At 70.3% G+C, this 26035-nt stretch carries 24 protein-coding genes; 10 read left to right on the forward strand and 14 right to left on the reverse strand.

All coding sequences use genetic code 11. The annotated features are described in order from the left end of the window. Positions 1–59 precede the first annotated feature (59 nt). The 5 genes from BJY14_RS03125 to BJY14_RS03145 form a co-directional block, all read right to left on the reverse strand. A complete protein-coding gene (locus tag BJY14_RS03125) occupies positions 60–1799 on the reverse strand; it encodes a S9 family peptidase (RefSeq protein ID WP_218905034.1) in 1740 nt (579 codons plus the stop codon). Positions 1800–2035: 236 nt separating this feature from the next. Then, complete coding sequence (locus BJY14_RS03130) at positions 2036–3316, reverse strand: metal-dependent hydrolase family protein (protein WP_312878937.1); 1281 nt, start codon at positions 3314–3316, stop codon at positions 2036–2038. A 239-nt stretch (positions 3317–3555) separates the two neighbouring features. Continuing rightward, positions 3556–3783, reverse strand: a complete 228-nt coding sequence (locus tag BJY14_RS03135) for a hypothetical protein (RefSeq protein WP_179842204.1) — start codon at positions 3781–3783, stop codon at positions 3556–3558. Positions 3784–3918: 135 nt separating this feature from the next. After that, positions 3919–4452 (reverse strand): pyridoxamine 5'-phosphate oxidase family protein, encoded by a 534-nt coding sequence (locus tag BJY14_RS03140; protein ID WP_246395773.1) that lies wholly within the window; start codon positions 4450–4452, stop codon positions 3919–3921. 75 nt (positions 4453–4527) lie between these two features. Then, positions 4528–6006 (reverse strand): MFS transporter, encoded by a 1479-nt coding sequence (locus tag BJY14_RS03145; protein WP_179842205.1) that lies wholly within the window; start codon positions 6004–6006, stop codon positions 4528–4530. Between the two features lie 150 nt (positions 6007–6156). Between BJY14_RS03145 and BJY14_RS03150 the strand changes: the two genes are divergently transcribed. The 4 genes from BJY14_RS03150 (at position 6157) to BJY14_RS03160 (ending at position 7933) form a co-directional block, all read left to right on the forward strand. Beyond that, positions 6157–6819 (forward strand): TetR/AcrR family transcriptional regulator, encoded by a 663-nt coding sequence (locus tag BJY14_RS03150; protein WP_179842206.1) that lies wholly within the window; start codon positions 6157–6159, stop codon positions 6817–6819. 128 nt (positions 6820–6947) lie between these two features. Beyond that, positions 6948–7301 (forward strand): hypothetical protein, encoded by a 354-nt coding sequence (locus BJY14_RS03155; protein ID WP_179842207.1) that lies wholly within the window; start codon positions 6948–6950, stop codon positions 7299–7301. Positions 7302–7498: 197 nt separating this feature from the next. After that, entirely contained in the window at positions 7499–7633 is a 135-nt protein-coding gene (locus tag BJY14_RS46320) for a hypothetical protein (RefSeq protein WP_281382052.1), read from the forward strand. Between the two features lie 78 nt (positions 7634–7711). Further along, complete coding sequence (locus tag BJY14_RS03160; RefSeq protein ID WP_246395774.1) at positions 7712–7933, forward strand: hypothetical protein; 222 nt, start codon at positions 7712–7714, stop codon at positions 7931–7933. A 48-nt stretch (positions 7934–7981) separates the two neighbouring features. On the opposite strand, the gene BJY14_RS03165 is transcribed toward BJY14_RS03160, so the two are convergent. Both BJY14_RS03165 and BJY14_RS03170 read right to left on the reverse strand, forming a co-directional pair. Then, on the reverse strand, positions 7982–9070 hold the full coding sequence (locus tag BJY14_RS03165; RefSeq protein ID WP_179842208.1) for an IS110 family RNA-guided transposase: 1089 nt from the start codon (positions 9068–9070) through the stop codon (positions 7982–7984). 511 nt (positions 9071–9581) lie between these two features. Next, entirely contained in the window at positions 9582–10172 is a 591-nt protein-coding gene (locus BJY14_RS03170) for a TetR/AcrR family transcriptional regulator (protein ID WP_179842209.1), read from the reverse strand. An 87-nt stretch (positions 10173–10259) separates the two neighbouring features. Here BJY14_RS03170 and BJY14_RS03175 point away from each other — a divergent pair, with 87 nt between their 5' ends. The 3 genes from BJY14_RS03175 (at position 10260) to BJY14_RS03185 (ending at position 13545) form a co-directional block, all read left to right on the forward strand. Then, positions 10260–11255: a saccharopine dehydrogenase family protein gene (locus BJY14_RS03175; protein ID WP_179842210.1), complete on the forward strand. Its 996-nt coding sequence runs from the start codon at positions 10260–10262 to the stop codon at positions 11253–11255. Positions 11256–11482: 227 nt separating this feature from the next. After that, positions 11483–12109: a hypothetical protein gene (locus BJY14_RS03180; RefSeq protein WP_218905039.1), complete on the forward strand. Its 627-nt coding sequence runs from the start codon at positions 11483–11485 to the stop codon at positions 12107–12109. 227 nt (positions 12110–12336) lie between these two features. Beyond that, positions 12337–13545 carry a sensor histidine kinase gene (locus BJY14_RS03185; RefSeq protein ID WP_179842212.1) on the forward strand — a complete coding sequence of 403 codons (1209 nt, stop codon included), beginning with the start codon at positions 12337–12339 and terminating at the stop codon, positions 13543–13545. 229 nt (positions 13546–13774) lie between these two features. On the opposite strand, the gene BJY14_RS03190 is transcribed toward BJY14_RS03185, so the two are convergent. The 6 genes from BJY14_RS03190 to BJY14_RS03215 all read right to left on the reverse strand — a co-directional run bounded on the left by BJY14_RS03190 (position 13775) and on the right by BJY14_RS03215 (position 21340). After that, a complete protein-coding gene (locus BJY14_RS03190) occupies positions 13775–14455 on the reverse strand; it encodes a GntR family transcriptional regulator (protein WP_179842213.1) in 681 nt (226 codons plus the stop codon). 216 nt (positions 14456–14671) lie between these two features. After that, a complete protein-coding gene (locus tag BJY14_RS03195; RefSeq protein ID WP_179842214.1) occupies positions 14672–15583 on the reverse strand; it encodes a polysaccharide deacetylase family protein in 912 nt (303 codons plus the stop codon). Between the two features lie 52 nt (positions 15584–15635). Further along, positions 15636–16592, reverse strand: a complete 957-nt coding sequence (locus tag BJY14_RS03200) for an asparaginase (protein ID WP_179842215.1) — start codon at positions 16590–16592, stop codon at positions 15636–15638. Between the two features lie 63 nt (positions 16593–16655). Then, positions 16656–17966 (reverse strand): MmgE/PrpD family protein, encoded by a 1311-nt coding sequence (locus BJY14_RS03205; protein WP_179842216.1) that lies wholly within the window; start codon positions 17964–17966, stop codon positions 16656–16658. Positions 17967–17974: 8 nt separating this feature from the next. After that, on the reverse strand, positions 17975–19318 hold the full coding sequence (locus BJY14_RS03210) for an MFS transporter (protein ID WP_246395776.1): 1344 nt from the start codon (positions 19316–19318) through the stop codon (positions 17975–17977). A gap of 348 nt (positions 19319–19666) precedes the next feature. Next, positions 19667–21340: a thiamine pyrophosphate-binding protein gene (locus tag BJY14_RS03215; protein WP_179842218.1), complete on the reverse strand. Its 1674-nt coding sequence runs from the start codon at positions 21338–21340 to the stop codon at positions 19667–19669. A gap of 293 nt (positions 21341–21633) precedes the next feature. Here BJY14_RS03215 and tcuA point away from each other — a divergent pair, with 293 nt between their 5' ends. Further along, positions 21634–23115 carry an FAD-dependent tricarballylate dehydrogenase TcuA gene (gene tcuA, locus BJY14_RS03220; protein ID WP_179842219.1) on the forward strand — a complete coding sequence of 494 codons (1482 nt, stop codon included), beginning with the start codon at positions 21634–21636 and terminating at the stop codon, positions 23113–23115. Positions 23116–23278: 163 nt separating this feature from the next. Here the strand turns inward: tcuA and BJY14_RS03225 are convergent, their stop codons facing one another. Then, entirely contained in the window at positions 23279–23890 is a 612-nt protein-coding gene (locus BJY14_RS03225) for a TetR/AcrR family transcriptional regulator (RefSeq protein WP_179842220.1), read from the reverse strand. Between the two features lie 127 nt (positions 23891–24017). On the opposite strand from BJY14_RS03225, the gene BJY14_RS03230 reads away from it, so the two are divergent. Further along, positions 24018–24170: a hypothetical protein gene (locus BJY14_RS03230; protein WP_179841650.1), complete on the forward strand. Its 153-nt coding sequence runs from the start codon at positions 24018–24020 to the stop codon at positions 24168–24170. 313 nt (positions 24171–24483) lie between these two features. Further along, positions 24484–25893, forward strand: coding sequence for an alpha/beta hydrolase (locus tag BJY14_RS03235; protein ID WP_218905040.1), 1410 nt, complete (start codon positions 24484–24486; stop codon positions 25891–25893). Positions 25894–26035: the final 142 nt, after the last annotated feature.

Raw genomic sequence — 26035 nt, forward strand, 5'->3', positions numbered from 1 at the left:
CCTCTCCTTCGGGATGGTGAGCCGGGGCTCGCCGACCGGTGGAACGTTCCGAGCGGTGGTCAGACCTCGTGCGCCGGGCGCAGGCGGCGACCGAAGAAGTCCAGGAGGATCTCCATGCGCTGCCTCCGGTGGACGGGCGATCCGGACCGTGAGAGTTCGTGTCCCTCGCCGGGGAAGCGCACCATCTCCACGTCCCGCCGCAGCAGGCGCAGGGCGACGAACAGCTCGTCGGCCATGGCGGGCGGTGTGCGCAGGTCCTGGTCCGAGTGGAGGATCAGCAGGGGCGTGGTGATCTTCTGGACGTGGGCGATCGGCGACATCGCGCGGTAGAGCCGCGGATCGTCCAGGTGCGAGGCCCCGAACGTGTGACGGAACGTCCCCGCCCCGTCGCTGGCCCACTCGGCCGTGGCGAGGTTGCTGCCGCCGCGCTCCGAGCAGGCCGCGGCGAACCGGTCGCTCTGCCCGATCGCCCAGTTCGCCAGGTAGCCGCCGTAGCTGCCGCCGAGGACGCCCACCCGGTCGCGGTCGAGCCCCGGACGGCCGTCCAGCACGTGATCGAGCACGGAGATCACATCGTCGTGGTCGACGCTCCCCCATCCCGTCCCGCCGAAGGCCGGGCCCGTGATGGCGCGGGCGAACCGCTCCTCACGTCCCGAACCGCCGCGCGGATTGCACCACACCACCACGTAGCCCGCCGCGGCCTGGATCTGGAAGTCCTCATGGAATCCGGTTCCGTACTGGTTGAACGGGCCACCGTGGATGTTGAGCAGCACCGGGTGGGACCCGTCGGAGCGAAAGCCCGGCGGAGTGAGCATCCATGCGTCGATCTCCACGGTCCCGTCACGTGACGGGACCGTCAGCGGCTCGGGGGACCGGGGCCGCACCTCGGCGGTGAACCGCGCGCCGAAGTCGGTCACGCGCCGGCCGGCCCCGTCCCGGACGACGTGAAGCTCGCTCGGACGGGTCGCGGTGGACAGGACGAACGCCGTGCTGCCCGCCGCCGCGTCGTAGGCCGTGACGACCCCCTGCCCGGACCACACCGCCTTCGCCGGCGACCCGCGTTCAGCGGACAACCGGTACAGATAAACGTCGCCGCGGTCCTCCACCGCCACGAGGATCTCGTCGTCGTCAAGCCACACCGGGGAGCGCGCGCCGGACGCCGGGGCGAAACTACGGTCGATCTCCGAGCTGACCCACCGGTGCCTTCCGGTCTCGCGCGACAAGACGGCGACGTGGCTGTTGCGTGGCGCGGTCTCGTGGTCGTCCGTCCCGAGGAACGCGATCCTCCGCCCGTCCGGCGAAACGCTCGGCAGCGCGAAGACGCCTTCCGGGGCTCCGATCCGTCGAGGCGCGCGGCCGTCGGCGACGTCCACCTCGTACAGATCACGCCGCAGGTCCAGGTCGCGATCGTCATGCGTGGCGCCCGTGAAGACGAGCGACCGCGCATCACGGTCCCACGCCGGGTCCTCGAACTCGCACTCCCCCGGGGTCAGGTCCCGGGGAGCGGCGGACCCGTCGGCGTCGACGACGAACACGTGCCGGGGCCGGTCGCCGATGAACCCGACGTCGTCGAGCCTCGACCGCAGCCGTGTCACGCGGCTCGGCGGCCGACCGGAGTCCGGCACGCCGCACCGCGCCGGACGGACGCGCGCGGTGAAGGCCAGCCTCGCGCCATCGGGCGAGAAGGACAGCGCGCCCGCTCCGTCGAGCCCTGCCGCCACGGTCACGGCGGACTCGTCGAGCCCGAACGGCGCCACCAGAACCGACTGCCCGCAGTCCTCCGCCCGGAGAAACGCCACCCGGTCCCCCTGGGGGCTCCAGCACGGATTCGTGTCCGAGTGCTCGCCATCAGAGAACGGACGCGGTGGCGTCGACCCGTCCGCCGCCACCAGCCACAGACCACTCCGGTAGCGGTTGGCCTGCTCATCGGCCCGCTGCAGAACGACGAGAACCCATCGTCCGTCCGGTGAGACCGCGGGCTGCGCGACGGTCGGCATCTCCGCGATGTGGCGCGGCAGCATTCCCGGGTGGCCGGTCACCGGGCCGACTCCGCGGCGTGGGCAGCGGCGCCGCCGATGCCGGCGCGGTGCACGACGCCGTCGCGGCAGACCATCACGACCCGCCGGAGTGCGCGGATGTCCAGGGTGGGATCGCCGTCGACGAGGATCAGGTCCGCACGTTTACCCACCTCGACCGTGCCGAGCTCGTCGAGCAGCCCCAGGTTCTCCGCCCCGTTCCGGGTCCCGGCGGTCACCGCCTCCCCGGCCGACAACCCGTGCTCGACGAGCAGTTCGAGTTCCTGGGCGAGCCCGCCGTGCGGGTTGAGCGGCGTCCCGGCGTCCGTCCCCGCGGCGATCCGCACACCGGCCGCGACGGCCATCCGGACGCCGTTCCGCCGGTTGGCGTACTCCTCACGCGCCGCCGCCAGCAGTTCGCCGGGCACGACGCCGGCCGGAGCGTTGATCACCTGAGTCACCGACCTGAGCGTCGGCACGAGGTAGGTGCCACAGGCGAGAGCACACTCGACGGCCTCGCCGTCGAGATAGGTCCCGTGCTCGATCGAGTCGACTCCGGCATCGATCGCGTTCCGGATCCCCAGCTCACCGAGCGCGTGCGCCGCGACACGCAGGCCCGCGGCATGTGCCGTGGCGACCACCGCGCGCAGCTCGCCGGGCCGGAGCCCCACCGTCCGCGTCCCGGTCCCCGGAGTCAGCACCCCGCCGGTCGCCATCACCTTGATGACCTGCGCACCCTCCGCGATCTCCGCCAGCGTCGCGGTGACCGCCTCACTCGCGCCGGCCACCTCTCTCCCGATGTCATGGCAATGGCCGCCGACCGGAGTGAGGGGCCGCCCCGCCGCGACGATGCGAGGTCCGGCCACCGCACCGGCCCGCACGGCCCGGGAGAGCTCGATGATCAGGCCGTTCCGCGCTCCGCAGTCCCTCACGGTCATGACACCGGAGCGGAGTGTCGCCACCGCATTGCGAGCCGCCCGCTCCGCCACGAACGGATCGGCCTCATCATCTCGATCCGTTCGCATCGAACCGTCGTCCGTCAGATGGACGTGCGAATCGATCAGTCCGGGAAGCAGCGTGCGCCCAGCCGCGTCCATCACCGGGAGATCAACGCTCGGAGCGTCCGCGGACGGGCCCACCCAGGCGATGCGAGACCCGGTGACCAGGACCGCTTGATCGGGGACCACCGGACCACCAGCGCCGTCCACGAGGCGCAAGTCCCGGAGGAGAAGTCCTTCTGTAGCCATACCAGCCCTTTCGGTGCTCCACGCAACCCCCGGCCGCGGCCCCCGCTTCCTCATTAAAAAATTCTTAGCTTCACTATAATCATGACAGTTCGGCGATCACAAGACCCGAGCGAGCGCAACCTGCACAAACGTGCACTACAACCACCATGTGTACCTGCTGCCCGCCCGACGATCCCGCCCACAGGTCAGGCATAGAGCCGCCTGCCGCTCAGTCGGCCACCATCGGCCCCCGCCGGTGGATCCGGACGGCGGCTATGGCGCCAGAGCGTCCGCGGCCCGGCTTTCCCAGCCGCTCAGACGATGCCGTTGGGCACCAGCAGCGTGGGCAGCGGTGCGCCGAGCTCGGGTTCACTCAACATCTCCATCGAGGTGCAGACGATCTCCGCCTGGGCGGCGATGCGGTCCCGGAGCTGTGCTTGGCCGCCAGCACGCGCGATGACGCGGTCGACTGTCCAGGTGCCGAGGGCGACGCGGTTGCCGTGGGCCGTATTCGCGCCCGCGGAAACGGCGACGGCGATCACGGCGTCGCCATGTGAGGTGCGCGAGGTTGCCTGGGATCGCATGAATCGAGCGGCCGTGTGGGCGCCGCGCCGATAGTGGCGCCGGGTCGTCGGGCGGCGCCGCCGGCGGCGGTCCTGCTCGGCGGCGGCCCGACATCAGTCCTGGTGAAGGGCCCCATCGGCAACTGATGCATCGTGGCTGCGGGCGTGCATCATGTCGTGTTCGGCCTTGGGGATGGTGGTTTCGAAGTCGAGGAGCTTGGCCCAGGTGGGCGTGATCGTGATGACCGCCATCTGGTCGTACAGAGCGTGCACGCCGGCCTCCCAGTCGGGCCATTGGTCGTCCGACATCCGTCTCTTCGATGCCCGGAGGAAGACGTCCGGGACGCCGGCGACGACGTCGACCTGCGCGGTGCCGCGCAGCAGCAGCACCTTAGGCGGGAAGTCCTCGCTGTCGATGGTCAGCGCGACGTTGGGGGTCTCCTGCAGAGCCTTGGTCTTCGCCGAGCTGACAGCGCTGGCGACCGTGATGCGGGCGCCGTCCCAGTCGTACCCCACCGGCACGACCCGCGGGGTGCGGTCGAGACCGGTGTAGGCGAGCCGGGCGGGGATGCGCGAGGCCAGCAACTCCCGCGCGTACGGCCTGTTCATCACCTCGGTGATGTTCTCGGTGCTCATGGCTGCGGTCATGGTCGTCCGCCTTTCCTGCGTCGCGGCACCCTGCCTGACGTGTGGCGCGATTGTTCGTTCGCCTCGCCCCGCCGACTAGGTCGACGCGGCGGAGTCGGCCTGGGATCGGTGGGGGTGGCCGGAGGGACCACGGAGGTTGAGCGCGGCGAGGAGGGTGAGGACGATCCCTCCGGCGATGACGAGAACGGCGGTGCGTATGCCTTCGGCGGTGGCGACGCGCAGTTCTTCACCGCTGAGCCCCTCGGTGCCGGCGTTCGCGACGAGAACAAGTGCGGCGAGGCCGACGACGGCGCCGACTCCGGAACTGGTGGAGGCCATACCGGAGGCGACCCCCTGCCGGTGGTCGGCCACCCCCGTGCCGGCGGCGATGAACATCAGGGTGAACACGACACCGTCCCCCAGGCTGACCGCGACGAGACCCGGCACTAGCGCGACATAGGAGCCGTCGACCGACAGGGCCAGGCCGACGCCGACCGCCCCGGCCGCACCGATCGCGAGCGCGGCGACGAGGGTGCGCCTGAGCCCGAAGCGCGTCACCGTCTGACCGGCGAGCGTCGAGCCCGCCACCACCACCGCGGTGGGGAGCAGGAAGGCCGCGCCGGTCTGCAGAGGGTCATAGCCGCGGACGTCCTGGAAGTAGATGGACAGGAAGTACAGGAGGGCTCCGAATGTCGCCGTGAACATGAAAGCAACTACGAGTGCCACGGCCAGAACGCGGTTGGCGAGAAGCTTCACGGGGACAAGGGGGTCGGGACTGCGCCGCTCGACGACGGCGAACACCGCGAACAGCAGGAGCCCCGCGGCCGCCATGCCGACGGTCCAGGGCGAGTCCCAGCCGAGAGCCGGTCCCTGGACCAGGGAGAACATCAGCAGCGTGACCGCGCCGGTGGAGGTCAGAGCACCCGGCAGATCGAACACCCGTCCCACCGTCCGCGACCCGTCCGGCGCGAGGAGCCGGAAGGCCGCGACGAGCGCTCCTCCCGCCAGGGGGACGTTGACGAAGAAGACCGACTCCCACCCGAGCATGCGGGTGAGCGCGCCGCCGAGCAGCACACCGATCACCAGCCCGGCCGCGCCGGAGCCGCCCCAGACACCCAGCGCACGGTTGCGGTCGCGCCCCTCCGCGAAGGCGGTGTTGATGATCGCCAGCGTGCTGGGGAAGACCAGTGCCCCGCCGAGCCCCTGAACCGCCCGGGCCGCCAGCTGCGGCGCCGGTCCGGTCGTGAGCCCGCCGGCCAGTGAGGCCAGCGCGTACAGCGCGAGCCCGGTGACCAGCATCCGGCGCCTGCCGAGCAGGTCGGCGGCGCGCCCGCCCAGCAGCAGGAATCCGCTGGAGGCGACGGCGTACGCGCTGACCACCAACTGCAGGGTCCGCGCCGAGTACCCGAGCTCGCGGCCGATGTCCGGCAGCGCGACGACGACGATGTACTGATCGAGAGAAACGATCAGCATCGCGAACGACAGCAAGATCAGCGCAGCCGCCTTGGAGCGAACAGGACGACGAGCGTCCGCGTCGTGGTCGTGGACGTGTGGTCGATCACAGGTGTCGTGCATGGCGTCACTCCGGTGTTCCGCTCTGGTCGCCCACGCTCATGAGGAGTCGAGGTGCGGGTCGATCTCTTGTACTGTACGGAACAGTTCAGTTGAACTCAACCGTACAGTTCATGTACCGGTAGGCTGAACAGCGACGACGAAGGAGCGACGATGCCGGCACCCATTCAGCGCAGCGAGTCTCCGCGCGTTCTCGCCGGCGACCGGGCGGCGCGCAAGCGACAGGTGATCATTCAGGCGGCCCGGTCGGCGTTCGTCCGGGACGGGTTCGACGCGGCGATGGACGCCATCGCCGCCGAGGCGGGTGTTTCCAAGGTCACCGTCTACAACCACTACGGCAGCAAGGAGACTCTCTTCGTCGCCGTCATCGGCGACGCTCTGCAAGACGCTCTCGCCGACGCCATCTCGGGCACCGCGCAACGGCTGGAAGAGTCCGACGACCTGCGGGCCGCACTCAAATGGACTGCCCATGCCTGGGTGGACAGCATGACCTCCCCCGACATGGTGGCCCTGCGCCGCCTCGTCGCCGGCGAAGTCCGCAGATTCCCGGAACTCGGCGCAGCTTGGCGCCACCACGGCCCCGACCACGCCCGCCCCGCCTTGGAGGCGGAGTTCAACCGCCTCATAGCCGCCGGCCGGCTGACCATGCCGGACATGGAGACCGCCATCCTCCAGCTCTACGCGCTCGTGCTCTATCCGCACCTGGTCCACGGCACCTATGGGACGACGCTCGACCCGAAGACGACCGATCGACTGATCGATTCCGGGGTGGACATGTTCCTGGCGTACTACGCCTACCGCGACGCTCCCGCCTGAGCACCTCGACCACCTCTCGCAAGCGATACGCCCCATGTCGCCGTGACCGGAATGTGACAGTCCGTAGGCATGATCGGACGTCCGGCATGATCGGACGATCTGCGGAATCGGGCGAGCGGGAGGAAACCTTGGGACGCGCGAAGACCACAGGCTCCGGATGGGTCGGTCCGGTGCTGCCCCTTCTCGCCTTGGTCCTCGGAGCCTCGCTCGGCATCGCGGCCGGCGCCTGGCTGGAGATCGAGGACGTCTTCGGGCCACCCGCCATGGGCGTCCTGGCCGGGGAGGTCGCCGCCGCGGCGGTGGTGTTCCTCGTCGGCTTCCGCAAGAACAGTTCGTGGACACCCGAGGGCCGGGTGTGGACGAGGGAGCACAGCTACGGCGGCCACGGCGTCCAGTGGCTCGGCGTCACCGTCGCGCTCGCCATCGCGACGGTCCCCTTCTCCATCACGTTCGAGAAGCTGACCGCACCCGGGCTGAACTGAGCGGGCCCTCCTAGTGGCGATGGCGGTGACGGCCGGCGTCAGCCGCCTGATCTACGTGAAGACCTGCGCACCCGTCATCGACGCATAAGAAGCCGCGGCCCCAGCGCGCCTGCTTCTCCGCTCTCGCCGAGCACCTACCCGTTGGGGGGACCAGTGGGTCCTCCCCGCGCCGGATGACCACGACGGACGTGGGGTGAATGCTCGAACTGCTCGCCGCTGAGGAGCTGGTCGAGCACATCAACATCGGCGGTCCGTCGATCCACCTCAACGCAGGGGGCAAGCCCGAGGACGACTACACGACCTACGCGGTGCCGATGGGCCTGTCCTGCTGAGCCCACCCCCTGTCCGGGGGAGCCACTTCACCATCGCGGGTGATCTGCGGTATTCGCAGGCCAGGCAACCTGACGCACATGGCGATCAAGCTGATTCACAAGGTCCCGGCCGTCAGCGACACCGAACGGCCGGCCCCCCGCTGGGCTCTGCGGCTGGCCTACGTGCTGCCGCTGCTGTTGCTGCCGTCGTGCCTGTGGCGGCTGCCGTTCGCGTTCCACTTCCCGATGGGACAGGTCCAGGACATCGGCATGCCCACCTGGCGATCTCCATCCCGTACGTGTTCGGACTCAGCGTCCTGACCGAGGTCGCAGCGCTGGCGGCGATCGGCCTGGATGCTCCTATAGTTGTCAAGCTGCGGGAGCAAGATCGTTTTGGGTGGTGCTCCCGGTTGAGGTACTGGTCAGAGCGCGATAGATCTCGCGGGCGACGAAGCGCTTGAGGCAGCGCATGATTTCCTTCTTGGACAGCCCTTGCGTGGTGCGGCGTTGGACGTAGGCGCGGGTGCGCGGGTCGTGGCGCATGCGGACCGGCACGATGGTGTGCAGGGCGTTGTTGGCGGCGCGGTCGCCGCCGCGGTTGAGGCGGTGGCGGCGGGTGCGGCCCGAGGACGCGGGGATCGGTGCGACCCCGGCCAGATGGGCGAACGCGGCCTCCGAGCGCATGCGCTCGGCGTTGTCCCCCGCCGATGCGAGCAGCTGTCCTGCGGTTTCGGTGCCGACGCCGAATAGCTCCAGCAGTGCCGGAGCGGCCCGCTGGACCAGGGGGCCGAGTTCGGTGTCCAGTTCGGTGATCTCGATGTCCAGCGCCTGGTGACGGCGGGCCAGGCGGCGCAGGGCAGCCCTGGTGGCCGTCGGCGGGTCCGACAGATCGCCGGCGGGCCGCAGCCGGGCCAGGGCGCCGATCAGCGTGGCCCGGTTCAGTCCCGTGACCTGCTCACGCACTCTGGCCGGCGCCGACACCAGCAACCCCCGGATCTGGTTCATCGCCTGGGTGCGGGCCTTGACCGCGCTGCGCCGTGCGACCCGCAGGACGCGGATGGCCTCGACCACGCCGTCCCGGCTCTTGGGGACGCCGGTGGCCCGCCCGGCCAGCACCGCGGTGGCTGCCGCGGTGGCTGCCGCGTAGGCGTCGATGGGGTCGGACTTGCCCCGCATCCGGCGGATCTTGCGGTCCGGCCGGTCCACCTCCACGACGGTGACCCCGGCCGCCGTCATGACCCGGGCGAGTTCGGCGCCATAGGCGCCGGTGCCCTCCACACCCACGGCGGTGAGGGTGCCGTGGACGCGCATCCACTTCAGCAGGTCGCGGTAGCCGCCGACGGTGGCGGGGAACTCGCGGTCGGCCAGCCGCCGGCCCACCGCGTCGATCACCGCGGCGTGGTGGGTCAGGCCGTGGGTGTCGACTCCGCCGGTGACCTCGAGCTCATCGTGCGTCATGCTGGGGGTGTCCGTCCTTGCGTGTCCGTCAGGGCGGCACGCGCCGGTCGGGCGGGTGGACAAGACAGTGACGGGGCTTCTGAACCAAGCTCCTATGAGGTCACAAACGCCCGTCCGGCCGCGTGCGTGGTGACGCCTGGCGGGCCGACAAATCCCCAAAGAGGACAGTCGAGACGTCAGTCAGTCGGCGGGTCAGACCCACCTGCGGCGTCACCACGAACATCATCACTGTCAGTCGGTGGGGTGAGGTGCTCCCGGCGCTGGCCATGACTGCCATCGCCCCGATCGGTGGATGGGGCCCGATCTTGCTCGCTCTGACCTCCGCCTATCACCTGCGCCGCCGCCGGCCCGCCGTCTCCTCAGAAATGTGACCGGAGAACCGGGGGAAGAGCAAGGCGTCCGTGAAGCCGGGGAACCAAGACCCACCAGACATCGATCAAGGGCGTTGCCCAGACTCATCGACGAACGTTGCCGCTACACGCGGACGAAGCCATGCGAACGGCGATTGGCGTTAGCGGCGGGGTGCGGCGGCCAGGCAGCTCATGATCAGGTCGGTGAGCGCGTCGGTTGCGTCGGTGACGGTTGTGCGCCCGTGGTTGAGTTCGGCGGCGATCGCCTCGGCGGCGCCCAGTGCACCTGCGCAGCGCAGCCGGAGCGCCTGGGCGTCGAGGCCGGAGTGAGGGGCCAGCGCGTCGGCCATCAGGTCGGTGTAGTCATCGAGAAGTTCGTGCTGGACCGCTTCCATCTCCCGGCTCCCTTTCAACGCCGCCGAGATCGCGTTGAGCTCCGGCATGGCCGTGGCGCAGGTGAGGTAGGCCTGGCTCATCAGCCCCGCGACCCCGCGTGCGTCAGGCCCTGCTTCCGTCAGTGCCTGCGTCAGCGCGGCCCGGTGTTGCTCGTCGAGCCGCCGGTAGAGCGCGATGAGAAGCCCCTGACGGGTGCCGAAGTGGTCGTACACGATCGGCCGACTCACCTCAGCGGCCTCAGCCAGCGTGACCAGGGTCAGGCCATCGGCCCCACGGTCGCGGACCATCGCCGTCGCCGAATCGAGCAGTTGCTCCCGCCTGGCCTGTTTGGACAGGCGGGTCGTGGATGCCTTCATCGTCCTCCCTTGCGTCACGACGCCAGCTTAAGCTACAAAATGTAGGCTACAAAATGTAGCTTGATGCGAGTGAGAGGACTTCCGCAGATGAAGCAGCCGGTTTTGATCATGGGCGGATCGGGCCAGGCGGGTTCGGACACCGCTGCCGTCCTACGGGAGTGGCACCCGGACCTGCCCCTGGCCATCGCGGGCCGCAACCTCGACCGCGCCCGGAAGGTCGCCGACGGACTCGGCAATGCCACCGCCGTCACCCTCGACCTTCAACGTTCCGACCTCGGCCTCCCCGCCGAACAGAGCTTCTCCGCCGTGGTCGCGGCCGTGCGTGACTCCCGCCTGCACGGGCTCGGTTACGCCCAGGAGCGCGGCCTGCCCTACCTCAGCATCTCCAGCGGCCTAGTCGACATCGCCCCGGAGGTCGTCGCCGGCGCCCAGCGGGCGAGTGCCGCGCCGGTGCTGCTGGCCAGCCACTATCTGGCCGGCCTGGTCGTCCTCGTGGCCCTGGACCTGGCCCGGGATTTCGGACGGCTCGACGCCATCCGGATCGCCGCCGTCCTCGACGAGCAGGACGCCGGCGGACCGGCGGCGCTCGACGACCTGGAGCGCCTGGCCGCTGTCACCTCCGCCGGCCTGGTGCGCCGGGACGGGGCCTTCACCTGGGTCTCCGGGGACGAGGCGGAGGTGGGTGTGCCCAGCATCGACGGTGTCGTACTGCCCGGCCGGCGGATCGCCATCCTCGACGTCCCGAGTCTCGCCCTGGCCACCGGGGCGGGTGAGGTCCACTTCGACTTCGCCGTCGGCGCTTCGGCCAGCCGCAGACGCGGCGAGCCCGCTTCCACCGAGGTCCTCATCGACCTGGAGGGAACCGGCCCGTCCGGCGCCCCTCTCCGCACCCGCAGCCACCTCTTCCACCCCGCCGGCCAGCGCCCCCTCACGGCCCTCGGCATTGCCCTCGGCGTCGAGCGGCTCCTCGGCCTGCGCGGCGGACCCGTCGGCCCGGGCCTGCACACCCCCGAAGCGCTGCTCGACCCGGCCCTCACCGTCGAGCGGATGACGGCCATCGGAACCACCTTCGCCACCATCTGACGCTCTGTGGGGCGGAGTTGCGGATCGCGAATATCGGCAACTGATCAGGACGAAGCCGCATGTCGTCGCTGCCCAACCGGATGATCTGCCGGTTTCGGCGTGTCAAGCCGGGCGGACGCCGGAAGAGAAGGTGAACAGCGCCGGGTGGGCTTGACGCCGCAGCGCGTCCTGATGAGGTGGTGGATCACAGTTAGGCTCGGCGTTCGGTCTGACCTCGTGGAGGGTGTGTGTCTGTCATCGGTTCCGCCGTGCGTCGTGGTGGTCTGGTGGCGGGTGCGGCCGTGCTCGGATTCGCGTTCGCTGCGGCCGGCTACCTGTGGTGGGGGACGACCGCTGCGGCGCTGATCGCCGTGTCCGCGATGATCGGCGTGGTGATGGCACTGGGCTGGCTGTACCGCACCCGGCGGCCACTGCGGTTCCGCGGCGTGCCGCTGACCCTCGGCGTCCTGGCGGCGTTCGTCGTCCACATCGTCGGTGTCGTGGCTGCGCGCGACATCGCGATGACGCTGGTCGGCGTCGACGCCGAGGCAGTCGTGGAGCGGACCTGGACGACGCAGAGCCGCGGCTCCCAGAGCCACCACTGCACGCTGCACCGGACCGGTGGAGCGCCGATCCCGCGTGAGCTCGCGACCAGCTGTGAAGGGTACGGACGCGGCGACACCATGCCGGTCGTCCTGGATCCGCGAGGACGATTCGCGCCCGTCGGCGGCCCCAAGTCGGACCTCCCAGCAGTAGGAGAGAGCCAGGTGGTGGCGGCCGCCTGGCTCGTGCTGCTGGCCTCGATCGCGATCGGGTCGATACCTCGGCCAGAGCCACTGTCGCTCAGGTACGGGGGCAGGTCTAGGCGAACGTGAGCGGTGGACGCCGCTCCGGTACGGGGGGCCGGCCAGTGGGTCAGCCACTCCCCCGCCGTCGCCTTGACTTCCGATCAATGCCGGTGACCATGCCGATCACGGCGTCGAAGGAGTGCCGGCACAGGGTTGCGCCGGGCACGATGCCGACTTCCTCGATCAGCGCACGTCTTATGGCAGTGCGGAAGTGCCGTGGAGGAGTCTTGGCGTGTTCCGGGTAGGTAGTGGACATGACCAGGCTGGACTACGCGGCAGTGTTCGACGCGGTTCCCGCTGGGTGTGCGGTGCTGTCGCCCGACCTGGTGTATCTGGCGGTGAACCGGGCGTATGAGCATGTCGTGGAACGCCCGAGGGGACGGCTGCTCGGGCATCAGATCTTTGACGTCTTTCCGGGTGGTCCGTCCGGGCAGGGCGTGCAGGAGTTGCGTGCCTCACTGGAGCGCGTGCTGGCCGAAGGCGACGTCGATGTCATGCCACTGGTGCGCTACGACGTGCAGGTGGCCGGGAGGCCTGGTCTCTTCGAGGAACGGTATTGGACTGCCGTGAACTCGCCCCTGCTGGGCCCGGACGGCCGGGTCGCCTGCGTGGTCAACCGGGTCGAAGAAGTCACTTCCTACATCCAGCAGCTGCGGTCAGCTGGGGCAGCCGACGAGCGGTCCCTGGCCGACAAGGTGGAGGCGGCCGAAGCCGAGCTGTTCCTGCGGGCGCAGGAGCTCCAGGAGGCCAACCGGCGGCTGCGCAGGGCACGGCTGCGCGAGCGGCAGGCCACCGCCGCGGCCCGCGCGGCGCTGCGCCAGCAGCAGCAGGTGGTGGCCGACACCTCCCATGACCTTCGCCGTCCGCTTACCGGCCTGCAGACCAGACTGCAGGTGGCCCTGTCCGACCCCCAGGCCGACTCGCGGCAGGTCCTGCACGCGGCATTGCAGGACGCCGAACGGCTTGGTGACATCGTCAGCGACCTGCTCGAACTGGCGCGGCTCGAAGGCAACACTCCCTTCTCCACCGAAACGGTCGACCTGTCGGCGCTGGTGGCCACCGAACTCGCGCGCGCCGACCTGGCCTGCGACACCGCCGTCGACATCACCCCCGGCATCGTGGTCGAAGCCTCCGCGGTCCGCCTGGCACGGCTGCTGTCCAACCTGCTGACCAACGCCGACAGGCACGCCATCAGCATGATCCATGTCAAGGTCTACCAACGCGACGAACAGGCGTTCATCGAGGTCGTCGATGACGGCGCCGGTATACCCGCCAGCGAGCGGGAAGCGGTCTTCCATCGCTTCTACCGCCGCGCCGACGCCCGCCGCAGGGACCCTGAAGGCACCGGGCTGGGCCTGCCCATCGCCCGCCAGATCGCTCGCGCCCACCACGGCGACCTTCATATCGCCGACCAAACCAGCGGAACGCGCATGATCCTTCGCCTGCCATGCGCCTCTGCATGACAAGCCGACCTCGCCTCCGCGGGGGGTGGGTGGGAGCGGGTGGCCTGCCGGCCTAGGGCCTGTCTCGAAGTGGCTTCGGTCAAGCGCGCGAACGCGTGAGCTGGCCGGTGGAGCGATGCCGGAGGCGAGCGGAGCCGGGCAGATCGCGAAGCGATGCCGCGGTCGCCCAGGCCAGGTCACGCAGCGAGCCGCCAGGCGAGCGAAGTGGGCCGGGACTTTGAAAGACAGCTCAGTCCTCGTCCTCCCACTGGGCCAGCCGGATGTCGCGGGCATCGCTGAAGTGCTGGGCGCAGAGGTCGCCCGCCCGTTCCTGGTCCCGCGCCTCGATGGCACGCACGATCGCGCGATGCTGCTCGATCGTCGCTTCCCGCCGGTTCGGATACGTCAGCGTCGTATTGGGGAAGCGCCCCAGATGCAGGTCGAGGCGTTCAAGCAGGTCGAGCAGCGCGAGCTGGTGAGTGCATCGCCAGACGGCCTTGTGGAACTCCCTATTCGTCTCGACCATTCCGCGCGGATTGTCGACGTCGACGACCTCGTAGTGCTTGGCGGCTTTCCGCAGTGTCAGAAGGTCGTGCGTCGTGCGCCGGCCGGCGGCCGCCCGCCCCGCTTCGCGTTCCAGCAGGATCCGCACCTCGTAGAGATCCAGGATCTCGTCCGGGCTGTGGTCGCGAACCGTCAGGCCTCCGCTGTCCCGCACGACCAGCCCGTCCTGCTCGAGACGCAGGAGCGCCTCCCGGACGGGGGTGCGGCTGACCTCGTACATGGCTGCGAGCGTGCTCTCGACCAGGTACCGGCCCGGCTCCAGGTCGCCGAGATAGATCGACTGCTTGAGCTGCTCGTAGAGAGCGTGGCGCCGGTTCTCGGGGAGGGCCGCGACCGATCGGCTCGGTCCGGCCGGTGCAGGCTTCATGCCGCTCCTTAGTCGTTGACGGTGCCGATGCGGAGGCCAGTGCGCAGCCGCATACAATCTAGCCGCAGCTGCGTGAGACTGTCGACGCGCCCTACGCTCTGGTGGTTCACGGCCGACTGTTACACGGGACGCCGCGCAAGAGTGAGGCCTTCTACGGCACATCTTCGGATCGCTCGTAAGCCACTGTATACAATCGGTCGGTGACCGGTGATCGGTTCAGGCATGCGCGGTCTCGGGCGGGAACGTCTCCAGCCAGAAGCGGGCGATCTCGTCACGGCCCGCGATCCAGACGTCGTCGTTCGCGCTGAGGTGCTCGATCAGGCGCAGCAGCCCGGGCAGCCGGGCCGGACGGCCGATGATCCTGGGGTGCAGGCCGACCGACATCAGCCGGGGGCGCCGCGCGCTCTCGGCCGCGAGGGTGTCGAAGCAGTCGATCGCGTAGCGCGCGAAGTCGTCCGCGGTGAAGAACTGCCCCTTGTAGAACTTCGTGTCGTTGACGTCGAGCGAGTAGGGGACGATCAGGAAGGGCCGGCCGTCCACCTCCTCGTAATAGGGAATGTCGTCACTGACCGAGCCCGCGTCATAGACGAGGCCGGCCTGGGCCAGCAGCGAGCGGGTGCGCACCGTGTTGGGCGGACGGGTGAACCAGCCCTGGACCCGCCGCCCGGTGAGGCGCTCCAGCGTCTCGACGCAGTCGACGATGTTGCGGCGCTCCTGCGCCTCGCTCAGGCCGGTGTGCGGGATCCAGCGGTAGCCGTGCCCCACCACGTCGCAGCCGCGCGCGTTGATCGCTTCGGTCACGGCGGCGTTGCGTTCCAGCGCGAGGGCCGAGGCGAACACGGTGGGAACGATCCCATGCTCGTCCAGCGTCTCCAGGAGCCGCCAGATGCCGACGCGGCTGCCGTACTCGAACGTCGACTCCGCGAACAGCTCACGCTGCCCGGCCGGAACCTCGTACCGGGCTTCGACCAGCGTCTCGTGCGCCGGATCGCCGTCCAGGACGTTGCGTTCGGCGCCCTCCTCGTAGTTGACGACGAAGTTCACGGCGAGCCGCGCGCCGTTCGGCCATGCGAAGTCGGGCGGGTTCGGGCCGTAGCCGACGAAGTCGCGTGGTGCCAGGGTGTCCATCTGTCTCCTTCAGTGGCGACGGTGCGCGCGGCCGGGTCGGGGAGCGGCAGGATCAGAAGAGCTGCCGGGCGGTCAGTCCGGCGGAGAGGCCGAACACCAGGCGGAGCCTCGCCTTGAGCGGTGACAGCGTCCGCGAGGCGAGCAGCCCGTCGGCCAGCAGTTGGGTCTCCGAACCGTGGCCGCGGTAGGTGCGCCGCAGGATGGGCCCGTCCTCACACCTGCTGGCGAGGACCACGGGCCGGTCTCCGCGAACGACGCGTACCAGCGCGTCGGCCAGTGGCGGCGGCAGGTGCCCGGCGCCCGTGCCGGCGACCACGAGCGCGTCGACCTCGGCGGCGATGGCATCGACCAGCCGCCCGTCCGCACCGGCCATCGCCGGTACGATCTCCACCCTCCTGTCCGGCGCCGCGGTGACCGGGAGCCGGTCAGTGACGGGCGGCGGACCGAGCAGCAGTTCCACCTCGTTCTCCACCAGGAACCCGACGGGGCCGGCGGAGGGGGAGGCGAACGCCGCGACCCGGGTGCTGTGGTGCTTGGTCACCAGTCGAGCGACATGGATCTCGTCCTGGAAGACCACCACGGGACCGTACCCGGCGAGAGGCGGGTGCAGCGCCGCGCTGATGGCCGCCCTGATGTTGGCGGGCCCGTCGGCGCCCGGCAGGTGCGGGGCGCGCATTGCTCCGGTGACCACGACGGGGACGTCCGTGTCCACCAGCATCGCCAGCGCGTACACCGTTTCCTCGAGGGTGTCGGTGCCATGGGTGACGACCACGCCCGCGGCGCCGCCCTCGATCTCCTCGCGCACCGCCGCGGCCAGCGTCCACATGTCGTCGAGGGTGACGGCGCGGCTCGGCACGGTGCGCACGTCGCGCGGCCGGACGGCGACCGGCAGCCCGCTGACCGTGCCCGCCAGGTCGCCGGCGCCATGGCGTGGCGCCGCGCCGCCATCGTCGAGAGCCGCCGCGACGGTGCCGCCCATGGCCAGCAGGCTCACTGGGCCGTTGCTCATCGTTCTGCTCCCGTCCTCGACACTCGGCCTCCTCGCACCGCTCCGCCTCCGATCGTCTTGCGCCTACGCGAACAGTTCCGCGCAGTCGGTCACCGCGGTCAGCTCCGTGAGACGGTCCCACCATGCTCTGGACGCCGGTGAGTCGCCCAGGAGCGCCACGAACTTGTCGCGATGCTCCTCCGCGCTGAGAGGCCGGGTGTGGTGGCCGCGAGGGTTGTCCACGACGGCGGTCAGGGCGCCGTCGTCGGTCCGCACGGTGACACGGGCCGGGGCGGCTTCCGGCCACCGTGCGTCGAATCCGGCATCGGCCCGGACCGTCACCTTGCGCGCCAGCTCGGCGACCTCGGGACGGTAGCGGAAGGCATCGACGCCGCTGCCGCCGACGAGCAGGGCGGTCGCCACCGCGTAGGGCAGGGAGAACCGGCCGGACAGGTCGTTCGGGGCGGGCTGGCGGGCGATCTTGAGGTTGATGCTCACCGTGTCCACCCGGACCTCCCGGATCGCGTCGACCTGTACGGGCCCGATGGCCAGCGCCGCCTCGATCGCGCAGTGCGTCAGGGCGCATGCGCTGTGGACCTTGAAGTAGTTGCGGGTGATGCCGAGCCCGCCGTAGTCCAGCGGGCCCGACAGCTCCGGTCCGTCGACGATCTCGCCCGCCACCCGGCCGAACGCGTCCTCCAGCGCTCCCGTCGAACCCCGGTACCCGGCCTGCGCCATCGCCGTGGCGCGCACCCCGCTCGCCGCGGCGTGTCCGGTGAAGGCGTTGCGCGCGGTCGCGCCCTCGTAGCAGGGCTGCCACGTCGCCAGCACGGGTCCGGTGGCGGCGATGCGAGCCGCGGCCACGGGGTCGGTGCCCTCGAGCAGCGCCACGGCGACCGCGGCGCCGAGGGCTCCCAGGTGTCCGTGGGGATGCACGCCCGGCCGCAGCCGGACTGCCCGGAACAGGCGGCTGCTCACCTCGTAGCCCGCGATGACCGAGCGCAGGAGCTCGGCGCCGGACGAGTGCAGGTGCTCGGCGACGGCGAGCGCCGCAGGGACCACCTGCACGGCCGGATGGCCGGTCGGGCGCATGCCCTCGTCCAGTTCCAAGGCGGTTCCCGCAGTGGCGTTGAGGAACGCCGCGTGCTCGGGATAGGTGCGCCTGCCGGGTGCCGGAAGCACCGTCGCCGTATGCCCGGTCCCCGCCTTTCCGGCCGGTGTCACCAGGCCGTTGCGCTCGTCCAGCGCGATCAGGGCGGCGACCTCCGGCGTCGTGGCCCCGGCGGCGGCGACGGTGTCGGCGATGACCCGCTGGGCATGCCGGACGGCCGGCTCGGGTACCCGGTCCAGTTCCAGATCGGCCGCCGCCGCTACGGCCTCGTCGATACTGTGCACGGTCGTGCTCACCGCCTCAGGTCGAGATGACGGGTCTCGCCGAGCGCCCGGACGGCACCGGCGCTGATCACGGAGACCAGTACCACGTAGGCTCCGACGGCGTACATGCCGAGCCCCTCGTAGAGGCCGACGGCGATGAAGGGGGCCACGGCCGCTCCCAGGAGCGAGCCGGCCTGGTTGGCCGCCGTCACGCCCGAGTACCGGATGGCGGTCGGGAACAACTCTGCGAAGTAGACGCCCACCGGGGCGTAGGCGAAGCCGACCGGGAAGGCGAACACCACCATGGCGACCGTGAAGAGAACGGGTTCGCCGGTCTCGATGAGCGCGAGTGCCGGGAAGATCGTCACGATGGCCCCGCCCAGGCCCCACATCAGGGCCGTGCGCCGTCCGCGCTTGTCGGCCGTTCCCGCGGACAGGCGGAGGCCGACGGAGTAGGCGCCGGCCGAGATGAGCACCGCCGTGAGAGCGGACGCCTTGCTCATCTCCAGCTTGCCCGTCGCGTGGGCCAGCAGGAAGATGAAGGCGACGTAGAACGTGGTGCTGACCGACACGTAGGCGAGGGTGGCGAGCAGGGTGGTCCGGCGGGCCTGCTTGACGACGCTCACGATCGGCAGCTTGGAGGTCTCCGGACCGGCGCCGGCCTCGGCCTTCCTGCGGCCGGCCTCGAACACCGGGGACTCGCTGATCCGCAGCCGGAGCACCAGCCCCACCACGATCAGCGCGGCGCTGGACAGGAACGGCACCCGCCAGCCCCAGTCGAGGTAGGTCTGGTCGGGGATGACGAGGGTGATCACCAGCAGCACGCCCGTCGAGAGGGCGAGCCCCGCGGTGACGCCCTGCTGCGGCCACGCGGAGAGCCGGGCCCTGCGGTCGTGCGGGGCGAACTCGGTGGCCATCAGCACGGCTCCGCCCCACTCGCCGCCCACGGCGGCGCCCTGGACGAAGCGGAGCAGCACCAGGAGGACCGGGGCGATCGCGCCCGCCGTCTCGTACGTCGGCAGGACGCCCACGAGCATCGTGCTGACGCCCATCAGGACCAGGGACACCACCAGCGTCGCCTTGCGGCCGATGCGGTCGCCGAAGTGAGCGAAGATCAGCCCCCCGATCGGACGGGCCGCGAAGGCCACCGCGATGGTCGCGAAGGAGGCGAGGGTGGCCGCGACATCGGACATTTCAGGAAAGAATTGGGTACCGAACACCAGTGCTGCGGTGCTGGCGTAGATGTAGAAGTCGTACCATTCGATGGCAGTGCCGAGAAATGCTGCTCTGGCTACCTTCGTAGCCTCCGCCAGGGACGGTGCTGGAGTACCGGTGTCGTCTATTTCTTTCTGAACGTGCGGCACAACTTCCATCTCCTTCGGTTGTGGCGCCTTGAGCGTGCGATGGTGCGTGGGCGCCGATGACTGGCACCGCGGGTGTGAACGGCGTGGTCGCCTGTTCGGGTGGGGGTCACGGCTGGGCCGCGCGTTGGGCTGCTCCGGCGAACTTCCGCGCCGGACGGCGCGAAGGATCGGAAGCCGCCATGCGGCGTCATCCCTGATGGCGTTGCGGAAGGGGTGGTCTCCGGCGGGTCGGCCTCGCGGGGTACCGCGTCTAGCGGACCGACGGGTCGCCTGTGCGCCGACCGGCGGTGAACTGACCGCTGGTGAGCGGCCGTAAGGGGTGGGCTTCGGCGCGCGTGGAAGGCGCCGGCGTGAGGTTCACGTGGACGGGGTCTGGCTGAGGGCGGTTCCGCTCAGCCGGGAGGCGATATCGGCGAAGGCGGGATTCTGCGGTTCCGGGTCGATGTGGACGTCGAACAGCACCGGTCCGGTGGCTTCGGGCAGCGTCCGCTGGAGCAGGTCGAGGTCCCGTACGGACCGGATGCAGTGCGCGGGTATGCCGAACCCCCGGGCCACCTGGCCGACGTCCGGCCATGCGTGCCATGCCTCCGTGTCCGGCAGGCCCTTGGCGGTCAGGCTGTGGCGTTCCTGCCCGTAGCCGCCGTCGTTCATCACGAAGAGGGTCAGCGGAAGCCGGTACCGCACGGCCGTTGACAGTTCGCTCAGGCTCATCATCAGGCATCCGTCGCCGAGAACGGCCGTCACCCGTTCGCCGGGACGGGCGAAGGCGGCGCCGATCGCCACTCCCAGAGCCTGCCCGATCGCGCCGAATTCATGGGTGAAGGCATAGCGGCCGGGATCCCAGCTGCGCAGCGTCTGCTGGGCGTAGGAGCCGAAGTGGCCGGCGTCGACGACGAGCAGCCGGTCCTCCGGCAGGACGGCGTCGAGTGCCTCCACGGCGAGCCGGGGATGGACCGGTGAGGAATCGGGTGCCGCTGGAACATGCTGGTCGGGGCGGTCCGGACCGGTCCATCCGGCGGGTGCGGGACGGCCGCTGCCGCCGATGAGGGCGCAGAGGGCGCTCGCGGTGGCCGCCGCGTCTCCCACCAGGGCGATGTCCGCTGAGGTATGCCTGCCGATGGCCTCGCCGTCCCGGTCGGCATGCACCACGAGACCGCCGGAGAAGGCGGTGCCGCCGTCGGTGGTCCACTGGTTGGCCGACGCTCCGAGCACGAGGACGCAGTCGGCTTCGGCGAGCACCCTGCCGGCGTGCCCGGAGCCGAGCCCGCCTGCCACGCCGACGTGCCGCGCATGGCGGGCCAGCAGGCCTTTCGCCTTGAGGGTCGTGGCGATCGGCGCCGCCAGCAGGTCGGCGAGCTCTCCCACGGCGGCCGCCCCGCCGTCCGGCGCCACCCCCCGCCCGACCAGGATCGCAGGGCGCCGGGCGGCGGCGAGGGCCGCCGCCGCCTCGGCGACGAGGCGGGGGTCGGGCGGCGGAGGCGCGGGCGGGGCGGCCGTCGGCTCGTAGGCGCCGGCCCCGGCCGGCAAGCGGGCGTGCATGACGTCGGTGGGGGCGTTGAGCACGGCCGGCCCCCGGCCGGCGCGCACGTGACGGAAGACGGCGGCGGTGTCGGTGTACACCGTGCCGGGCCGGTGCAGGGGCCGGAAGTACGCCCCCGTCGCGCCGATGAATCCGCGCTGGTCGAAACGCTGGGGATGATCGAGATCGCCGGTCGGCGTATCGGGCGCCAGCAGCACGACACCGGAACGGGCCGCCGCGGCGGTCAGCAGCGAGGTGGCGGTGTTGCTGAGGCCGGGGCCGTGCGTCACGCTCGCCACCCCGGGCCTGCCAGAGAACCGCGCGTAGCCGTCCGCCATGGCGACGGCCCCCTGCTCGTGGCAGGCGTGCACCAGCTTGATGCCGGTTCCGGCCGCTATCCGCGCGAGCAGGTCCACGTTGCCGTCACCCATCAGCGCGAAGACCACATCCGTGTCCTCGGCGACCAGGGCGGCGACGACGGCGCCTGTGACGTCTTCCACATCCTCGCTCATGGCATGCGAGTGTACACAGATGAATTCACGATCCTCAATGATGTGTTCCGAGGAATCGAGAAAACCTATCTCACCTGCGCAATCAGAGCCCGGTTCCAGATCGTCCGACGACCGCGATGCCGCACCCTGGGGTGGCGATCTGCCTGTTCGGGAGCAATGTTCCGGCTCTGGAGGACCTTGGTATACACATGTACACTGCGAAGCCAGCCCGACCATCAGCACTCCCGAGCGCCCTCAGCCCGTCACCGCTCCACGACCGGCTGCAGAGCCGGCCGACTCGAAAGGCTCCCTCCATGGACACCCAGGCAGACGTCATCGTCGTGGGCACCGGCAACGCCGGGTTCTGCGCCGCGCACGCGGCCGCCCAGGCCGGCGCACGCGTGCTGATGCTCGAGAAGGGCCCCGCCGAGGCGATCGGCGGCAACACCTACTTCACCGCAGGAGCGATCCGGACGACCTACCGAGACCTCGGCGAACTGGCAGAACTGGTGGTGGACGACGAACGCCACGCGCGCACCGACATCGCGCCGTACACCGCCGCCGACTTCATCGGCGACATGGAACGTGTCACGCTCGGGCGGTGCGATCCCTCACTGACCCGCACGATGGTGCACGACATCGCGAACGCCCTGACATGGATGCGCGATCTCGGGATCCGATTCCGCCTCCAGTACGAGCGGCAGGCGTACGAAGTCAACGGACGCCACCGGTTCTGGGGAGGGCTTCCGTTGGCCGTCGTCGACGGAGGGAAGGGCATGGTGGCCCAGCACCGGCTCATAGCCGCACGTGAGGGCGTCGACATCCGCTGCTCCACCGCCGTTGACCGGCTGCTGCGGGATGCCGACGGCCGGGTGGTCGGTGTCGGGGCAGGTGAGCAGGAGTTCTACGCCGAGGCCGTCGTGCTGGCCGCCGGAGGATTCCAGGCCAACCGCTTGCTGCGGGCCCAGTACCTCGGCCCGACCTGGGATCTGGCCAAGGTGCGCGGTACGCCGCACAACACCGGTGCCGCCCTGCTGGCCGCGCTGGACGCGGGCGCGCAGCCGGCCGGCCACTGGAGCGGCTGCCACGCGGTGGCCTGGGACGCCAACGCCCCGGAGACCGGCGACTTCGAGCTGACCAACCGGCACACCAAGCAGTCGTATCCGCTGAGCATCGTGGTCAACACCGAAGGAAGGCGCTTCCTCGACGAAGGCGCCGAACTGCGCAACTACACCTACGCCAAGTACGGTGCGCAGATCCTCCTCCAGCCCGGCGCCCGCGCCTTCCAGCTCTTCGACGCCAAGACGGCACCGCTCCTGCGTGAGGCCGAGTACCAGGTCCCCGGCGTCACCCGGTACGAGGCGAACTCGATCGCCGAACTCGCCGAACTCGCCGGCATCGACGTCGCCGGCCTCACCGCCACCGTCGAGGGCTACAACGCCGCCACCCGGCCTGGGCACTTCGACCCCTCCGTCAAGGACGGCCTGGGCACGGACGGGCTCCATCCCCCCAAGAGCAACTGGGCCCTCCCTCTCAACGAGCCTCCCTACCTGGCTTTCGGCGTGACCTGCGGCATCACCTTCACCTTCGGCGGAGTGAAGATCGACGACTCCGGACGAGTGCTCGACCACGAGAGCGAGGCGATTCCCGGCCTGTTCGCCGCGGGAGAGATGGTCGGCGGCCTCTTCTACCACAACTATCCCGGCGGCAGCGGCCTGTCGGCGGGCACCGTGTTCGGCCGCAAGGCGGGAACGGAAGCGGCCAGACTCGCCTCAACGCTCACCCCGGCCACCTGACACCTGTACGGGCGGGAGGCCGGGGCCGCCTGAGTGCCGCCGGCGCGCCACGCGGCGTCCTTGCACAGGCGGACATGCGCCGCACCGAGGCGGTCCTCGTCCGAGCGCCAGGATCGGCCGCCGGAGATCTCGTCGGCCCAGTCGAGCAGGCGACGCAGTCGGTTCACGGCCGAGTCCGCCCGGCGGGTGGTGCGGGGCCGGTAGAGAAGACGTGGTCGACGGCGGCGTTGAGGGTATCGGTCTCGGCGCTGAGGACGGATTCGCTGGTGGGCAGGGCGCGTTCGACCGAGAGTCCGTTGAGGACGGCGAGAAGGAACCTGACGTTGCGGGTGTGGTCTCCCGGGGGCAGTGCGCCTTCCTCGGCGAGCGTGGCCAGCCAGTGTCCGACCCGGCGCTCCGCCTCCCGCTCATGGCCGAGGTATGCGGCGCGTACCGGTTCGGTCGGTTCGGGTTCGATGAAGGTCCGATAGATCGTGCCCCATGCGGTCCGCGCCTTTTCGTTGGTGCCGAGCGGCGCGAGAACCTGCCGCAGGCAGTTCAGCAGCCGTTCGCGGGGCGGCAGTGTCCGGTCCCGGATCGGGTCGCCGGGCAGCAGGTCTTCGTAGATCCTCGCGAGCAGGCTGTCCTGCAGGGCGCGCTGGGTGGGGAAGTGGAACCTCAGCGAGCCGGTGCTCACACCCGCACGCGCGGCGACCGCTCGGACGCTCAGCTTCGCGGCCATGTCCTCGGCGATCATCTCTGCGGCGGCCTGGAGGATCTTCTCGCGTGTTTCCATGCTCCGCTCTCCTTCGCGTCCTTCAGCCCCCTACCCTACTAGCACGCCGTACTAGCACAGTGTGCTAGCGTGTGCCCGGCGCGCTGACCAGTGGTGTCGCGGCTGAGGTGCGAAGGAGGGGCGGAGCATGGCGTGGAAGCAGTGGGCAGCGGCGAAGCGCCTCAAGCCGGGAGACGGCAGGGAACTGCAGCGTTTCCGCTGGTGGCAGCTCCCCCTGCGCTCCCTGTTCTGCGCGCTCCGCCTGCGGTACTCCTCTCTGCTCGACACGGCCGGCCACTGACTCCTTCGAAGTGAGGGAGGCACGACCACATCGGCCCTCTCCGGCTGGCTTCTTACGCGATCGGCATGGACCGGCTGCATGAAAACGACATGAGTACGGCGAAAGGAAGGGCATCATGATCCAGTTGAGGCCAAGGCCCGCCGCCCGGTACGGAGCGGTGTTCGCCGCAGCTCTCATGGTTCTCACTGGGTGTTCCTCTGCTGCCTCGGGGATGCGAGCCTCGTCCGCAGTGGGCGCGTCGGCCTCCGTCCCGTCCCCGGACCCGCTCACTTGGAGCTCGTGCGGGAAGAGCCTCGAATGCGCCACGCTCAAAGTGCCGCAGGAATACACCGAGCCTGGTGGCGCGCAGATTCCGCTCGCGGTCATGCGACACCGGGCCACCGACCCCGACCACCGCATCGGCACCCTGATCTTCAACCCGGGCGGGCCCGGGGTTCCCGCCACTGAAACACTGCGTAATCTGCCCAGAACAGCAGGCACTCCTGGCGCCTTCTCCCCCGCGGTGCTCGCCAGATTCGACATCATCGCGATGGACCCGCGCGGCGTCGGCGGATCGCAGGCCGTTCGCTGCCTGACCGACGAGCAGCGAGCCGACGCCGCCGGCACCGCCTTCGACCCGGCCGTCCCCGGGGGCAAACCCCTGCCGCGGCTGCTGGCCGATGCCGCCGCCTTCACCGGCGGCTGCGTCGAACATCAGAGCAAAGACTTCCTGGCCGGCCTGTCCAGCGACAACGTGGCCCGCGACATCGACCAGGTCCGCTCCGCGCTCGGCGAGGACAAGATCACGTACTACGGCCTGTCCTACGGCACCGTGGTCGGCCCGATGTACGCCACCCTGTTCCCTCACCGCGTCCGCCAGATGGTGCTCGACGCGCCCGTCGACACCAACCTGTGGTTCGGCAACTCCCTCCCCTTCCTCCACGACGTCGCCCTGGCAAGCGAACGGACGCTCAACGCCTGGTTCGAGACCTGCCGCACCGAAGGGACCGCGGTGTGCCCGTTCGGAGCGGGAGACCCGCAGTCGGCGTTCGACACACTGATCGACACACTGGAAGAGAAGCCGCTGAAGATCGCACCCGCCAAGGGCGCCACCCCGGGAGGCGAACTCGACGGCGCCATGGCACTCGAGGCCACCCGAGCCCTGGCAGGGGACCAGAACACCTGGCCGCTGCTGACCTCGGCGCTGCTGGCCGCACAAGACGGGAACGGCGCACCCCTGCACACCCTGTGGAGCAGCGTCACGGTCTCCCCCTTCCCTGTCCCTACCGCGATGTTCGAAGGCCACACCGCGGTACGCTGCGCCGATTGGCGGACCCCGGCCGGCATCGCGGTGCACAAGGCCGCAGCCGCCAAGGTCGTTACTGAGGCCAGGCGGATCGGGACCCGGGCCGCTTACTCTGCCCTGAACTGCGCCCGGTGGCCCGCGCCGAACAAGGACCGCGTGACCAAGCCGCTCACAGGCGCTGGTGCGCCGCCGGCACTGGTGGTCGCAAGCCGACTGGACCCCGTCACCCCCCACCACTGGGCCGAGAACATGATCCGGACCCTGGACTCCGCGGTCCTGCTCACGCGGGAAGGAATCGGACACGGCTCCTACGGCACCAACCCGTGTATCAATAGCGCGGTTGACGCCGCCCTCATCCACGGCACCCACCCGGCTAACGGCACCAAATGCAAGACAAACACGCCCACCACCCGCCCGCTCGTCACCGCGAGCCATTGAGTCACATGCGACCTTCACCCGCGTACGCATACGCGCGGCATGACCGTTGAGCGAGCGGAAAGACACGCTCGCGAGCTTCGTGACATCCAAGACAACGGCTGGACGGCCAGTTCAGGTCCGTGCTTCCGTGCTGGCTCGGTGG

This window comes from Actinomadura luteofluorescens (assembly GCF_013409365.1).
In the GTDB taxonomy this organism is placed as follows: domain Bacteria; phylum Actinomycetota; class Actinomycetes; order Streptosporangiales; family Streptosporangiaceae; genus Spirillospora; species Spirillospora luteofluorescens.

Coding starts and splice junctions, on each gene's coding strand:
- BJY14_RS03175 (WP_179842210.1), top strand. CDS start 10,260: ATGAAGCAGCCGGTTTTGATCATGGGCGGATCGGGCCAGGCGGGTTCG.
- BJY14_RS03150 (WP_179842206.1), top strand. CDS start 6,157: ATGCCGGCACCCATTCAGCGCAGCGAGTCTCCGCGCGTTCTCGCCGGC.
- BJY14_RS03130 (WP_312878937.1), bottom strand. CDS start 3,316: ATGAGGAAGCGGGGGCCGCGGCCGGGGGTTGCGTGGAGCACCGAAAGG.
- BJY14_RS03190 (WP_179842213.1), bottom strand. CDS start 14,455: ATGAAGCCTGCACCGGCCGGACCGAGCCGATCGGTCGCGGCCCTCCCC.
- BJY14_RS03210 (WP_246395776.1), bottom strand. CDS start 19,318: ATGGAAGTTGTGCCGCACGTTCAGAAAGAAATAGACGACACCGGTACT.
- BJY14_RS03200 (WP_179842215.1), bottom strand. CDS start 16,592: ATGAGCAACGGCCCAGTGAGCCTGCTGGCCATGGGCGGCACCGTCGCG.
- BJY14_RS03230 (WP_179841650.1), top strand. CDS start 24,018: ATGGCGTGGAAGCAGTGGGCAGCGGCGAAGCGCCTCAAGCCGGGAGAC.
- BJY14_RS03195 (WP_179842214.1), bottom strand. CDS start 15,583: ATGGACACCCTGGCACCACGCGACTTCGTCGGCTACGGCCCGAACCCG.
- tcuA (WP_179842219.1), top strand. CDS start 21,634: ATGGACACCCAGGCAGACGTCATCGTCGTGGGCACCGGCAACGCCGGG.
- BJY14_RS03225 (WP_179842220.1), bottom strand. CDS start 23,890: ATGGAAACACGCGAGAAGATCCTCCAGGCCGCCGCAGAGATGATCGCC.
- BJY14_RS46320 (WP_281382052.1), top strand. CDS start 7,499: ATGCTCGAACTGCTCGCCGCTGAGGAGCTGGTCGAGCACATCAACATC.
- BJY14_RS03170 (WP_179842209.1), bottom strand. CDS start 10,172: ATGAAGGCATCCACGACCCGCCTGTCCAAACAGGCCAGGCGGGAGCAA.
- BJY14_RS03140 (WP_246395773.1), bottom strand. CDS start 4,452: ATGACCGCAGCCATGAGCACCGAGAACATCACCGAGGTGATGAACAGG.
- BJY14_RS03160 (WP_246395774.1), top strand. CDS start 7,712: ATGGCGATCAAGCTGATTCACAAGGTCCCGGCCGTCAGCGACACCGAA.
- BJY14_RS03145 (WP_179842205.1), bottom strand. CDS start 6,006: ATGCACGACACCTGTGATCGACCACACGTCCACGACCACGACGCGGAC.
- BJY14_RS03165 (WP_179842208.1), bottom strand. CDS start 9,070: ATGACGCACGATGAGCTCGAGGTCACCGGCGGAGTCGACACCCACGGC.
- BJY14_RS03215 (WP_179842218.1), bottom strand. CDS start 21,340: ATGAGCGAGGATGTGGAAGACGTCACAGGCGCCGTCGTCGCCGCCCTG.
- BJY14_RS03185 (WP_179842212.1), top strand. CDS start 12,337: ATGACCAGGCTGGACTACGCGGCAGTGTTCGACGCGGTTCCCGCTGGG.